13 protein-coding genes are annotated in these 13,798 nt (G+C 61.5%); 2 read left to right on the forward strand and 11 right to left on the reverse strand.

What is annotated here, in order from left to right; translation table 11 throughout:
• Positions 1 to 16: 16 nt before the first annotated feature.
• From K6T12_RS12220 to grpE, 7 genes are all read right to left on the reverse strand, one after another.
• Positions 17 to 682, reverse strand: a complete 666-nt coding sequence (locus tag K6T12_RS12220) for a GntR family transcriptional regulator (protein WP_222222879.1) — start codon at positions 680 to 682, stop codon at positions 17 to 19.
• A gap of 101 nt (positions 683 to 783) precedes the next feature.
• Positions 784 to 2,271: an alanine/glycine:cation symporter family protein gene (locus K6T12_RS12225; RefSeq protein WP_222222881.1), complete on the reverse strand. Its 1,488-nt coding sequence runs from the start codon at positions 2,269 to 2,271 to the stop codon at positions 784 to 786.
• Positions 2,272 to 2,749: 478 nt separating this feature from the next.
• Positions 2,750 to 3,553: a 4-hydroxy-tetrahydrodipicolinate reductase gene (gene dapB, locus K6T12_RS12230; RefSeq protein ID WP_222222883.1), complete on the reverse strand. Its 804-nt coding sequence runs from the start codon at positions 3,551 to 3,553 to the stop codon at positions 2,750 to 2,752.
• A gap of 15 nt (positions 3,554 to 3,568) precedes the next feature.
• Positions 3,569 to 4,387, reverse strand: a complete 819-nt coding sequence (gene cysE, locus K6T12_RS12235; protein ID WP_222222885.1) for a serine O-acetyltransferase — start codon at positions 4,385 to 4,387, stop codon at positions 3,569 to 3,571.
• A gap of 68 nt (positions 4,388 to 4,455) precedes the next feature.
• A complete protein-coding gene (dnaJ, locus tag K6T12_RS12240; protein ID WP_222222886.1) occupies positions 4,456 to 5,583 on the reverse strand; it encodes a molecular chaperone DnaJ in 1,128 nt (375 codons plus the stop codon).
• Between the two features lie 253 nt (positions 5,584 to 5,836).
• Entirely contained in the window at positions 5,837 to 7,759 is a 1,923-nt protein-coding gene (dnaK, locus tag K6T12_RS12245) for a molecular chaperone DnaK (RefSeq protein WP_222222889.1), read from the reverse strand.
• A gap of 116 nt (positions 7,760 to 7,875) precedes the next feature.
• Positions 7,876 to 8,505, reverse strand: a complete 630-nt coding sequence (grpE, locus tag K6T12_RS12250) for a nucleotide exchange factor GrpE (RefSeq protein WP_222222891.1) — start codon at positions 8,503 to 8,505, stop codon at positions 7,876 to 7,878.
• A gap of 349 nt (positions 8,506 to 8,854) precedes the next feature.
• Between grpE and recN the strand changes: the two genes are divergently transcribed.
• On the forward strand, positions 8,855 to 10,525 hold the full coding sequence (gene recN / locus K6T12_RS12255) for a DNA repair protein RecN (protein WP_222222893.1): 1,671 nt from the start codon (positions 8,855 to 8,857) through the stop codon (positions 10,523 to 10,525).
• A gap of 124 nt (positions 10,526 to 10,649) precedes the next feature.
• Here recN and fur read toward each other — a convergent pair whose 3' ends face one another.
• Complete coding sequence (gene fur, locus K6T12_RS12260; protein ID WP_222222895.1) at positions 10,650 to 11,075, reverse strand: ferric iron uptake transcriptional regulator; 426 nt, start codon at positions 11,073 to 11,075, stop codon at positions 10,650 to 10,652.
• Between the two features lie 81 nt (positions 11,076 to 11,156).
• On the opposite strand from fur, the gene K6T12_RS12265 reads away from it, so the two are divergent.
• Positions 11,157 to 11,492: an outer membrane protein assembly factor BamE gene (locus K6T12_RS12265; protein ID WP_222222897.1), complete on the forward strand. Its 336-nt coding sequence runs from the start codon at positions 11,157 to 11,159 to the stop codon at positions 11,490 to 11,492.
• A 91-nt stretch (positions 11,493 to 11,583) separates the two neighbouring features.
• On the opposite strand, the gene K6T12_RS12270 is transcribed toward K6T12_RS12265, so the two are convergent.
• Genes K6T12_RS12270 through K6T12_RS12280 form a run of 3 tightly spaced genes read right to left on the reverse strand, consistent with a single transcriptional unit; the run spans position 11,584 to position 13,719 of the window.
• Complete coding sequence (locus K6T12_RS12270; protein WP_315853605.1) at positions 11,584 to 11,901, reverse strand: RnfH family protein; 318 nt, start codon at positions 11,899 to 11,901, stop codon at positions 11,584 to 11,586.
• A 3-nt stretch (positions 11,902 to 11,904) separates the two neighbouring features.
• Positions 11,905 to 12,339, reverse strand: a complete 435-nt coding sequence (locus tag K6T12_RS12275) for a type II toxin-antitoxin system RatA family toxin (protein WP_222222901.1) — start codon at positions 12,337 to 12,339, stop codon at positions 11,905 to 11,907.
• Positions 12,340 to 12,369: 30 nt separating this feature from the next.
• Positions 12,370 to 13,719 carry a sodium-dependent transporter gene (locus tag K6T12_RS12280; protein ID WP_222222903.1) on the reverse strand — a complete coding sequence of 450 codons (1,350 nt, stop codon included), beginning with the start codon at positions 13,717 to 13,719 and terminating at the stop codon, positions 12,370 to 12,372.
• Positions 13,720 to 13,798: the final 79 nt, after the last annotated feature.

The following is a 13,798-nucleotide window of genomic DNA, read 5'->3' on the forward strand; positions in this document are numbered from 1 at the left end:
CGGCAAAAGCGCCGGCTCACTGCGCCGGTTCGGCCTCGGCCGGCAATCCTTCCCGCCAGCGGTTCAGGTGGAGGTGGATCAGCGTCTGCAAGCGCGCACCGTCGCGCGCGCGCAGCGCCTCCACCATCTCGAAATGATCCTGGCAGCTCAGCCGTTGCAGCTGGTCGGTACGCCAGCCATTGGCCGCGCCGGTGACGCCGCGCTCGCGCATATCCTCCACCAGCCGGCTGATATAACGGTTACGACAGTAGCTGTAGAACAGCCGGTGGAAGGCGAAGTTGTGCGCCACCATGGTGGGCCGGTCGCCGGCCTCCAGTGCCTGGCGGAACTGTTCGGCCAGCTCGGTCAGCTGTTGCAGGCCGGCCTCGTCGATGTGCTGTAGCGCCTGTACGGCCGCCACCGACTCGATCAACGCACGTGCCTCGCTCAGCTCGATCCGTTCCTGTAGCGTATGGGCTTTCACCCGGTGTCCCCGATAGGGCACGTGCTCCAGCAGGCCGGCGACGGTCAGCTCGTTGAACGCCGAGCGCACGGTGAAACGGTTAACGCCGAAGCGCCGCTCGATCTCGATCTGCTTGAGCCAGCTGCCGGTGCCGTATTCGCCGGTCATGATCAGCTGGCGCAATTGATAACTGAGCTGCCGGGCCGCCTGTTCGGCCGGCGTGGTTCCCTGGTTTTCCATCTGTCAGGCTCTATCCGTTAGCGAGGTCGCCATTATCGCGCCGATAAAAAAGCCCCGCAATTGCGGGGCTTCCATCAGACGGACAGGCGGTTAAAAAACACTCAGGCGCCGACCTTGTCGGCCTGTTTCGCCTGGCCGGCGACGACACCGTTGTAGGGTACTGACGGCGCCGGATGGCCCCAGATCGAACGATCGACCCGGCCCGGCAGCGGAACCCGCCTCAGGTCGAAGTGCGGCACCAGCCCCTGACTCTGCTGGGCCTCGTAGTCGCGGGTCAGTTTGACCACTACGCCGGACAGCAGCAGCAGCGCCACCAAGTTGACCAGCGCCATCAGCCCCATCGACGCGTCGGCGGCATCCCAGACCACGCCGACCTTCTCCATCGCGCCCCAGAGCACCATCGCCAGTACCGCGCTGCGCACCAGGTTCAGCACCAGCCGGGTCGGCCGGTCGCGCAGCAGGTAGACCACGTTGTTTTCGGCGTACATGTAGTTGCCGATGATCGACGTGAAGGCGAAGAACAGGATCGCAATGGCGACCAGGTACTTGCCGACGCCGCCGAGGGTCTGGTCCAGGGCCAGCTGGGTCAGCTCGACGCCGGAGACGCCATTGCCCGGCTCGAACACGCCGGACACCAGGATGATGAACGCGGTGCAGGAGCAGATCACGACGGTGTCGATGAACACCCCCAGCGCCTGCATGAAGCCCTGCGACGCCGGATGATGCGGTGTCGGGCTGGCGGTGGCCGCCGCATTCGGTGCCGAGCCCATGCCCGCTTCGTTGGAGAACAGGCCACGCTTGACGCCATTCATCATCGCCGCCATCAGGCCGCCGGCGATTCCGCCCGCCGCCTGGTTCAGGCCGAAGGCACTGTCGATGATGTTGCCGAACACCGCCGGCACCTGGTCGATATTCATCACCAGGATCGCCAGTGCGATCAGCAGGTAGATCAGGGCCATCAGCGGCACCACCATCTCGGCGACCCGGGCGATCGAGCGCACGCCACCGAAGATTACCAGGCCAGCCAGCAGCGCGATCACCACGCCGGTCCATTGGGTGTCGAAACCGAACGCGGTCTCCATCGCCGAGGCGATCGAGTTGGCCTGCACCGCATTGAAGACGAAGCCGAACGACAGGATCAGCAGCAGCGCGAACAGCATGCCCAGCCAGCGCTGGCCCAGGCCGCGCTCGATGTAATAGGCCGGGCCGCCACGGTAAGTGCCGCTGTCATCCTTTACTTTGTACAGCTGTGCCAGGCAGCTCTCGGCGTAACCGGTCGCCATGCCCAGCAGCGCGGTCATCCACATCCAGAATACCGCGCCGGCACCGCCCAGATAGATCGCCACCGCCACGCCGGCCAGGTTACCGGTGCCGACCCGCGACGCCAGCGAGGTGCACAGCGCCTGGAACGGCGAGATACCGTTGATATCTTCCTGTCGGCTGTGCGCCAGCACGCCGAACATGTGGCTGAATTTACGCAGCTGGAGCAGTTTCAGGCGAACGGTAAACAGCAGCCCCACACCCAGCAGCAGCGGTACCAGCAGCTGGCCCCAGAGCAGACCATTTAGAAAGTTAATCAGTGCTTCCAAGGTAATTGCCTTCTACATATGAAACGGACAACAACCCGGCGGCGCAGGCTAAGTGAGTCTGTTCGAATAGCAGAGCGGATCCTTCAGAAAAGTGCCTGTGCAGGTGACACGCCGCCGGAAAAGCCGCGCAGGGTAGCACAGGGTGGCAGGCATTACACTTTAGTCTTAGAACCCGGCTTGAGGCACAAAAACCGGCCGAGAAGCGGTGAGGGGGTGTGGGGCCCTGCGGGCCCCTGGTCGACTGAAGTCGACCCTACATTGGCAATCGCGATTAGCACGCGGTTAAAGCGGTAAGCGGTAAGCGGTAAGCGGTAAGCGGTAAGCGGTAAGCGGTAAGCGGTAAGCGGTAAGCGGTAAGCGGTAAGCGGTAAGCGGTAAGCGGATGCTAGCTGGCAACCGGCAACTGTGAACTCAGCACGATAAAAAAGACCCTCACGTGGAGGGTCTTGTGATCAAACGCTATCAAGAAGAACCGGACTCAGTTCAGGTCCAGCACGTCCTGCATGTTGTAGACGCCGTTGGCCTTGCCGTGCAGCCACTTGGCGGCGCGCACCGCCCCCTTGGCGAAGGTCATCCGCGAGCTGGCCTTGTGGGTGATCTCGATCCGCTCACCTTCGGTGCCGAACAGCACCGTGTGGTCGCCGACCACGTCGCCGGCACGGATGGTGGCGAAACCGATCTCCTTCTGCGGCCGGGCGCCGACCTGGCCCTCACGGCCATAGACCGCGCACTCCTTGAGATCGCGGCCCAGCGCATTGGCCAGCACTTCGCCCATGCTCAGCGCGGTACCGGACGGTGAATCGACCTTGTGGCGGTGGTGCGCCTCGATCACCTCGACATCGTAATCGTCGCCCAGCGCCCGGGCGGCCATATCCAGCAATTTGAAGCACAGGTTGACGCCGACGCTCATGTTGGACGCGAACACCAATGCCATTTTATCGCCGTAGCTGTTCAGCTGATCACGCTGCTTGTCGGTCAGGCCGGTGGTTCCGATCACCATCTGCTTGCCGTGGGCGGCGCAGAACTCCAGGTTGGCCAGGGTCGCCTGCGGGGCGGTAAAGTCGATCAGCACGTCGAAATCGTCCTTGGCGTCGGCCAGGCTGCCGACCACCTTGACGCCCAGCTTGCCGACACCGGCCAGTTCACCGGCATCAGCGCCGATCAGGCTGCTGGTCGGCTCGACAATCGCCGCGCCCAGCTCGGTCCCCTCGGCCTGCAGGATCGCTTCGATATTGGTCTTGCCCATACGACCGGCCGCACCGGTTACCGCTACTCTAATCATCAGATTCTGTCCCTCTCAACCTTGGTTGGCAGACTGTTCATCGTGCTGGATACTCTGGTCCATATCCAGCGCCGGTTTTTCGCATTCCGGTCGACCAACCACTTTGGCCGGTACCCCGACCACCGTGGTGTGCGGCGGCACATCTTCCAGAACCACCGAACCGCCGCCTACCTTGGCACCGGTACCGATCTCGATATTGCCGAAAATCTTGGCACCGGCGGCAATCAGCACCCCTTCGCGGATCTTCGGATGACGGTCGCCGCTCTCCTTGCCGGTACCGCCCAGGGTAACGTTCTGCAAAATGGAGACATCGTTCTCGATCACGCAGGTTTCACCGACCACGATACCGGTGGCGTGGTCGAACATCACACCGCGGCCGACCCGGGCCGCCGGATGGATATCGACCTGCATGGACGCACTGACCCGACTCTGGATATAGAGCGCCAGCGAGGTGCGGCCCTGCTTCCACATCCAGTGCGCCACCCGGTGGGCCTGGATGGAGTGAAAGCCCTTCAGGTAGAGCAGTACGGTGGATAGCTTGCTGATCGCCGGGTCGCGGGTACGCACCGCCACCAGGTCGTGGCAGGCGCAGTCGATAATCTCCGGTTCCTGGCTGTAGGCCTGGTCGATCAACTCGCGCAGAGTGACCACCGGCATCACTTCGTCGGCCAGCTTGCCGGCCAGCAGGTAGGACAGCGCCGACGCCAGGTCGCGGTGTCCGATAATGGTGGCGTGGAAGAAACTGGCCAGGAACGGCTCCTTGTCCGCTTCCTGGCGAGCTTCCTCCTGAATCAACGCCCAGAGGGCGCCGGCTTCAACGGGTATGGAGGTCATACTGTCCTCGCTGGTTGTCGGCACCCGGCCGGCCGTCGGCCTGGCCGGGTAGCCCAAGACACAAGGCCTCAGGTCATATCTTCGAAGAACTTCTTCACCGAGTCGAAGAAGCCATGTTTTTTCGGACTGTGGGTACGGTTGCCCTGCTCCATCTCCTGCTGGAACTCCTTCAGCAGTTCCTTCTGGCGGTTGCTCAGCTTAACCGGGGTTTCCACCACCACCCGCACCAGCAGGTCGCCGGTTGAACCGCCGCGCACCGGGGCGATCCCTTTGCCGCGCAGGCGGAACAGCTTACCGGTCTGGGTTTCCGCCGGTACCTTCAGCTTAACCCGACCATCCAGGGTCGGCACCTCCAGTTCGCCCCCCAGCGCGGCATCGATGAAGCTGATCGGCACTTCGCAGTACAGGTGCTTGCCGTCGCGCTCGAAGATCGGATGCTCACGGACATGAACCTGCACATAGAGATCGCCGGCCGGCCCGCCATGAGTACCCGCTTCGCCCTCGCCGGAAAGGCGGATGCGGTCGCCGGTATCGACGCCGGCCGGAATCTTGACCGATAGGGTCTTGGTTTTTTCCTTGCGGCCGTGACCGTGGCAGTCGCTACAGGGATCGCTGATCACCTTACCCTCGCCGCGGCAGGCCGGACAGGTCTGCTGCACCGAGAAGAAGCCCTGCTGCATCCGTACCTGGCCGGCGCCACCACAGGTGCCACAGACCCGCGGCTGGGTGCCCGGCTTGGCGCCGCTGCCATGACAGGTCTCGCAGTTGACCAGGGTCGGCACCTTGATGGTGGTGTCGAAACCACGCACCGCCTCTTCCAGGCTCAGCTCCAGGTTGTAGCGCAGGTCGGTACCGCGCTGCACCGAGCTGCGCCGACGACCGCCACCGCCGCCGAAGATATCGCCGAACACGTCGCCGAAGATATCGCCGAAACCGCCCTCGAAACCACCCGGGCCATGGCCGCCCTGGCCTTCGACGCCGGCGTGGCCGAACTGGTCGTAGGCCGCTTTTTTCTGGCTGTCGGACAGTACTTCGTAGGCCTCGTTGACCTCCTTGAACTTGTCCTCCATCTCCTTATCGTCCGGGTTGCGGTCCGGATGATACTTCATCGCCATGCGACGGAAGGCTTTCTTGATATCGCGGTCGGAAGCGTCGCGTTCGACGCCCAGCACTTCGTAATAGTCTCGTTTCGACATAATCCGCTCTAAACCCGATTATGGCTAAGGCATCCGTAGTCCTATTAAAACCGCCATCGAGTTGGACGGTTTGCATAGGGCTACGGAGCATTAGGGGGGACGTTCTCGATTATTCAATCAACGCTGCCAGAATAATCGAGAGCGCCCCCAGCGCATACGACAACGCGGGCCAGAGCCCGCGATGCCACTGTGACACCGGAACGGGACCGGCGCAGGCCGGCCCCGTGGGTCACCAGAAAGAGTGGGACGACGCTTATTTCTTGTCGTCTTTAACCTCTTCAAACTCCGCATCGACGGCGTCATCTTTACCGCCAGCTTCCGCGTCAGCCTGCTGCTCGCCGGCTTCCGCCTGCTGAGCCGCGTCGGCGTACATCTTCTGTGCCACGCCGGAGATCGCTTCGGTCAGCGCCGCGGTCTTGGTTTCGATGGCGTCCTTGTCCTGGCCCTTCAGCGCTTCTTCCAGCTCGGAGATCGCCTTCTCGACATTGGCTTTCTCTTCGTCGGTCGCCTTGTCGCCGGCTTCCTCGATGGTCTTCTTGGCGGAATGCACCATCGCATCACCCTGGTTGCGCGCCTGGGTCAGTTCCTCGAACTTCTTGTCCTCTTCGGCGTGCGCCTCGGCGTCGCGCACCATCTGTTCGATCTCGTCATCGTTCAGGCCGGAGGAGGCCTTGATCACGATCGACTGCTCCTTACCGGTCGCCTTGTCCTTAGCGTGGACGTGCAGGATACCGTTGGCATCGATATCGAAGGTCACTTCGATCTGCGGGATACCGCGCGGTGCCGGCGGGATATCGGCCAGGTCAAAACGGCCCAGCGATTTGTTCTGGCTCGCCTGCTTACGCTCACCCTGGACCACGTGGATGGTCACCGCGGTCTGGTTATCGTCAGCGGTAGAGAACACCTGCGACTTCTTGGTCGGGATGGTGGTGTTCTTCTCGATTACCGGGGTCGCCACGCCGCCCATGGTTTCGATACCCAGGGTCAGCGGAGTTACGTCCAGCAGCAGCACGTCCTTGACGTCACCGGCCAGTACCGCGCCCTGGATGGAGGCACCGATCGCAACCGCCTCATCCGGGTTGACGTCCTTACGCGGCTCCTTGCCGAAGAACTCGGCAACCTTGGCCTGCACCATCGGCATACGGGTCTGACCACCGACCAGGATAACCTCGTCGATTTCGGATGCGGACAGGTCGGCATCCTTCAGCGCAATGCGGCACGGCTCCATGGAGCGCTGTACCAGCTCTTCCACCAGGGACTCCAGCTTGGCACGGGTCACCTTGACGTTCAGGTGCTTCGGACCGGTGGCGTCGGCGGTGATGTACGGCAGGTTGACGTCGGTCTGCTGGGCGGAAGACAGCTCGACTTTCGCCTTCTCGGCCGCTTCTTTCAGACGCTGCAGCGCCAGCGGGTCGTTGTGCAGATCGATGCCGCTCTCTTTCTTGAACTCGGCCGCCAGGTACTCGATCAGGCGCAGGTCGAAGTCTTCACCACCCAGGAAGGTGTCACCGTTGGTGGCCAGTACCTCGAACTGGTGTTCGCCGTCGACATCGGCAATCTCGATGATCGAGATATCGAAGGTACCACCACCCAGGTCGTAGACCGCGATGGTCTTGTCGCCCTTGGACTTGTCCATGCCGTAAGCCAGTGCCGCGGCGGTCGGCTCGTTGATGATGCGCTTGACGTCCAGACCGGCGATCTTACCGGCGTCCTTGGTCGCCTGACGCTGGGAGTCGTTGAAGTACGCCGGTACGGTGATAACGGCTTCGGTCACCGGCTCGCCCAGGTAGTCTTCGGCGGTCTTCTTCATCTTCTTGAGGATTTCCGCAGAGATCTGCGGTGCCGCCAGCTTCTGGCCCTTCACCTCAACCCAGGCATCGCCATTGTCCGCTTCGACGATCTTGTACGGCACCATCTTGATATCTTTTTGCACCACGTCGTCCTTGAAGCGACGACCGATCAGGCGCTTGATGGCGAACAGGGTGTTGTCCGGGTTGGTTACCGCCTGGCGCTTGGCCGGCTGGCCGACCAGTGTTTCACCGTCATCGGTATAGGCGATGATGGACGGTGTGGTGCGATCGCCTTCGGCGTTCTCGATTACCTTGGACTTGTCACCATCCAGGATAGCGACGCAGGAGTTGGTGGTACCCAGGTCAATACCGATGATCTTACCCATTTTGCTATCTACTCCGATTTCGATTGCCCGCTTGTGGCGGGCGGAAAACTGTCAATTCGCTTTGTAAGGCTATATTGGTCCGCCAAAATGGTTTTCAAGGGACCGATGCGGTTTTTTTAGCCCTTGGCGACCATCACCATCGCCGGGCGGATCAGCCGGCCATGCAGGGTGTAGCCCTTCTGCATCACCGCCACCACCGTGTTCGGCTTGGCGTCGCCGGCGTCCACCATCGACATCGCCTGGTGCAGGCTCGGATCGAAAGTTTCACCCAGCGGGTTGATCTGCTCGATCTGGAACTTCTCCAGTCCGCCGACAAACATGTTCAGGGTCATCTCGACCCCTTCCACCAGTGCCTTGACCGCTTCCTCGTCGGCATTGCAGGCTTCCAGCGCCCGCTCCAGGTTGTCGACCACCGGCAGCAGCTCGCCGGCAAACTTCTCCAGGCCGAACTTGTGCGCTTTTTCCACATCCTGTTCGGCACGGCGCCGGATATTCTGCACATCGGCCTGGGCACGCAGCGCCTGCTCACGCAGCGAGGCGATCTCCTGCTCGGCCGCCGCCAACTGGGCCAGCAGTTCCGCCGCTTCATTTTCCGGCAACAGCTGGCCCGCCTCAGCACTTTCAGCCCCGGCCGCATTTTCCGCCGTCGGCTGCTCGCTGGCAGCCGCTTGTTCGGTGGCTTCTGCCTGGAGGTCGTTTACCGGAGTCTCCGGCTGTTCTGTCTGAGACTTCTGTTCGCTTGCCATCTGCACTTCTCCAACTGAAAACACTGTTCGTAACCGAAAAGGGGCTGTCATAACCGGGGTTCAGTGTGGGCGCTGAACATCCAGGCAAAAGCCGACCGTTCGCGGCACCCGGCCGCGTTCGATCGACGCTGCTCAACTGAATGTTCGGACGGCATCAGCACCGTTGCCGGTACCAGCCCGCAGGCGCCCACGCCCCTGCCTACGTTGATGCTCTATATGGGGCCGATCATTTGGAATTCAACCAACCGAGCGAAAAAATTCCGCTGGCGACACATTGAACAATTGCCTCCAGCCAGAAATTCGCTTATACAATAACTACTGTATAAATACACATGTATGGAATACCCCGATGCTGACCCAGCTGACCATTCAGAACTACGCGATCGTGGAAACGCTTGATCTGGACCTGCACGGCGGCATGACCGTGATCAGCGGCGAAACCGGTGCCGGCAAGTCGATCATGCTGGACGCCCTCGGCCTGACGCTGGGCGACCGCGCCGACAGCGGTGCCGTGCGCAATGGCGCCGAACGGGCCGAGATCGTTGCCAGCTTCGACCTGAGCAGCATCGGCGAAGCACGCGACTGGCTGCAGGCCCAGCAGTTGGACTGCGACGGGGAGTGCCTGTTGCGCCGGGTAATCACCAAGGAGGGACGCTCGCGCAGCTACATCAACGGCCAGCCCTGTCCGCTCAACCTGCTGCGCGAGTTCGGCAGCCTGCTGATCGACATTCACGGCCAGCACGAACACCAGCGGTTGCTGAAGAAAGACCACCACCGCACCCTGCTGGATGACTTCGCCGGCCAGGCCCGGCTGGCCGGTAAGGTCCGCGAACAGTTCCTGCACTGGCAACGCCTGGCACGCGAATTGCGCCAGCTGACCGAACAGAGCGACGAACAGGCGGCCCGTGTCCAGCTGCTCAGCTACCAGATCGAGGAACTGGACCAGCTGGCGCTGTCAGAGGGCGAACTGGACGAGTTGGAAGCGGAGCAGAAGACCCTGGCCCATGCCGGCGAGATCCTGCAGACCGGCCACCAGTTGCTGGCGATGACCGGCGACGACGAGGGCGACACCTGCCTCAGTCTGTTGAACCACTGCCAGCAGTTGCTGGCCAATCTGAGCAATCATACCGATGCACTAGGCAATCTGGCCGAGCTGCTCGGCTCGGCACAGATCCAGATCGAAGAAGCCGGTAGCGAGTTGCGCCACTACCTGGACCGGGTCGAGCTGAACCCGGAACGGCAGCAGTTCGTCGAGGAGCGCCTTTCCACGCTTTACGAAACCGCCCGCAAGCACCGCATCCGCCCCGACCAGCTGTTGTCGTTCCACCGCGAACTGTACCAGGAACTGGCCGGCCTGCAGCGTTCCGATGAAGACCTGGAGCAGCTGCAGCAACAGGTGGAGCAGGCCCGCGCCGCCTACCAGACCAGCGCGGAGAAGCTCAGCCGGGCGCGCCGCAAAGCGGCCGGTAAGCTGAACAAGGCGGTCGACCAGCAACTGCACGCGCTCGGCATGCCGGCAGCCCACTTCGAAGCCGCGCTGACCCCGCTACCGGAAAACCAGCAGGGTCCCCACGGCCTGGAGGAGGTTGAGTTCCTGATCAGCGCCAACCGCGGCCAGCCGGCCCGGCCGCTGGCCAAGGTCGCCTCGGGCGGCGAACTGTCGCGGATCAGCCTGGCGATCCAGGTGATCACCGCCCAGACCAGCAGCACACCGACACTGATCTTCGACGAGGTGGATGTCGGCATCGGCGGCGCCATCGCCGAGGTGGTCGGCCGGATGCTGCGTCAACTGGGCGGGCGCACCCAGATTCTCTGCGTCACCCACCAGCCGCAGGTCGCCTCGCAGGGCCACCAGCACCTGTTCGTCAGCAAGCGGGCCGATAAGCAGCAGACCCACACCCGGATCGCCCAGCTGACCGACGACCAGCGCGTCCAGGAGGTCGCCCGGATGCTGGGCGGTATCGATATTACCGAGCGCTCGATCGAGCACGCCCGGGAAATGCTCAGCCTGCCGGCCTGAATATCGCCGCCAGCACGCGTTATCTATACAACTTATATGTCTATAAAAAACAGGGAAATATAAAAAAGCCGGCACAAGGCCGGCTTTTTATGGCTTATTTATCTGTAGCCAGACTGGCGGCGAGTTATTTCTCGTCGCAACCGTCTTTGCAGAGGCCGTACAGGTACAGGGTACGGTCGGTGATGGTAAAGCCCAGCTGCTCGGCGATCTCGTCCTGGCGCTGCTTCAGCATCGGATCGCTGAATTCGCGGACCTTGCCGCAACGCACACAGACGATGTGGTCGTGCTGCTCGTCACGCGCCAGCTCGAACACGGAGTGGCCGCCCTCGAAGTGATGACGTGATACCAGCCCCGCCGCCTCGAACTGGGTCAACACCCGGTAGACGGTCGCCAGGCCGACATCCTCGCCCTGTTCCATAAGCTGCTTGTAGATATCTTCCGCGCTGAAATGATCCCCTTCCCCTGCCTTTTCCAGAATCTGGTAGATCTTGACACGCGGCAGGGTAACTTTCAGGCCGGCTTTTCGAAGCTCTTGATTCTCAAGCGCCATAACAATTCTCTATGCTGTTGGTGACTCGATGTGTAAACTTCATTATCTGTGTTTAGACAGCACATTGGAAGTAAATCACAGATGATAAGAACTCTCGTTACAATTTCTATTTTTACATTTTTTCTGACTGCCTGCTCGGACTTCCCCGGCGTTTACAAGATCGATATTCCGCAGGGCAATGTGGTCACTCAGGAGATGGTGGATCAGCTGCGTCCCGGCATGACCCGTAAGCAGGTCCGCTTCGTGATGGGCACCCCGTTGATTGAAGACACTTTCCACGCCGATCGCTGGGACTACATCCTGACCCGCAAGAGCGGCGACGGCAGCTACAGCCGCCAGAAGCTGACGCTGCGCTTCGAAAATGACCGCCTGGTGGGTCTGAACGGCGATTTCCGTCCGGGCGCGAACCAGCCGTAAGATCGATACAAGTCCCGGCAAGCCGCTACCGGTTTGCTAACGCCTTACCGATTGTTCGATAGATGCCGGGGCCCAGCAGGGCCCCGGCAGATCAATCCTTGTTGCCGGCCTGCTCGGCCTCCTTCTGGGCTTTCATCTTGGCGGCACGCTTGGCGCGGGCCTCTTTCGGATCGGCGATCAACGGCCGATAGATCTCGACCCGCTGGCCCTCTTTCAGCACCGTGCTCTTCGGGTCGCGAATCGCCTTGCCGAAGATTCCCATCGGCGTGTTTTCGGGGTCGATCTGCGGGAACAGCTCGACGATGCCGGAGTTGATGACCGCCTCATACGCGGTGCAGCCATCCTCCACCTGCAGGCTGATAATCCGCTGCTCTTCGGGCAGCGCGAAGGCTACTTCTACTTTCATGATCGGTTATCCACCATAGACCTGGTCGGCCCGGCTGACGAAGGCGTCCACCATGGTGGTGGCCAGCTGTTCGAACAGCTTGCTCATCGCCAGACTGGTCAGTTTATTGGAGAAATCGAAGGTCAGGTTCAGCACCACCTTGCAGGCTTCTTCACTCAGCGCGATAAACTGCCACTCCCCCTGCAGCCGGCTGAAAGGCCCTTCCTCCAGGGTCAGCGTCATACGGCCGGGACGCTGCAACTGGTTGCGGGTGGTGAAATGGTATTTCAAGCCCCCCTTGGCCAGATACAGGGTGGCGACCAGCTCGCCCTCACTGCGGCTGATCACCTCCGTGCGGGCGCATCCGGGCAGGAATGCCGGATACGCCTCCACCGCATTGACCAGATCGAACATCTGTTCGGCGCTGTGCAATACCAGCGCACTGCGGTCTACCTGGGTCATAAAACTGCTACTACCTCTCGTTCGATGGCGTTACAGGTTCTGCAGGAAAATGAACCCGATCGCCACCGGTGCCACAAATCGAATCAGCGCATACCATACCTTAAACAGCAACGGATTGCTGATCGCCAGTTCGTCGGCGCTGATCGACTGTTTCAAGCGCCAGCCGACGAACAGCGCCACGCAGATTCCGCCCAACGGCAGCAACAGGTTGGCGGTCACGAAATCGAGCAGGTCGAAGATATTCTTGCCGAACGGCTCGAAATCGCTCAGGAAGTTGAACGAGCCCAGCGCGCCTATACCCAGCAACCAGACCAGCGCACCGATCAATGCGCAGGATTTCAAACGGCCGAATCCCTTACGCTCCACCAGCCAGGCGACCGCCGGTTCGACCAGCGAGATCGCCGAACTGAGCGCCGCCAGCGCCACCAGCACGAAGAACATGAAGCCGATGATCTGGCCACCCGGCATCTGGCTGAACGCCACCGGCAGGGTCACGAACATCAGCCCCGGACCGGCGCCCGGGTCCATCTGGGTGGCAAACACGATCGGGAAGATCACCAGCCCGGACATCAGCGCCACCAGCGTATCCAACGCTGCGATGGTCAGTACCGCACCGCCGATCGACGCCTTCTTCGGCATATAGGAGCCGTAGGCCATGATCGCGCCCATACCGAGCGACAGGGTAAAGAAGGCATGGCCCAATGCCACCAGCACCCCATCCCAGCTCAGCGCGCCGAAATCGAAGCCGAACAGGAAGTTCCAGGCATTGCCGAACTGACCGGTGGTGGAGGAATAACCCATCAGCACCACTAGCAGAGCGAACAGGGCCGGCATCAGCAGGCGGGTCGCCCGCTCCAGGCCGTTGATTACCCCGCCGGCGACCACCGTCATCACTAGCGCCACGAACAGGCTGTGCCACAGGAACAGGGTCGATGGATCGGCCAGCAGGCCGTTGAACAGGTCGCCGGCCTGCTCCTGGCCCAGGTCGACCATCTGGCCGCTGCCGCTGAGCGCCACATAGTGCAGCACCCAGCCGGCCACTACCGAGTAGAAGGAAAAGATAAGAAAACCGGCCAACACGCCCATCAGCCCAACCAGGCTCCAGCGGGTATCGACACCGGTTTCGGTGGCCAGCTCATGCAGGGCATTGACCGGACTCTGGCGCGCCCGACGACCGATCAGCACTTCGCCCATCATCACCGGCACGCCAACCATCAAGATACAGGCCAGGTAAACCAGCACGAAGGCGCCGCCGCCGTTTTCACCAACAATATATGGAAACTTCCAGATGTTACCCAGGCCGACCGCAGATCCCGCTGCAGCGAAGATAAATACCCAGCGACTCGCCCAGGTACCGTGGATGCTTTCTGTCTTACTCATGGAACTTATAATCTAGTTATGGGAAGAAAAGCGCGCATTCTTGCGACAACTGTGCAAGATTACAACTTTTTACCCACAA

The sequence above is a fragment of the Marinobacterium arenosum genome, from assembly GCF_019795155.1.
Lineage (GTDB): Bacteria > Pseudomonadota > Gammaproteobacteria > Pseudomonadales > Balneatricaceae > Marinobacterium_C > Marinobacterium_C arenosum.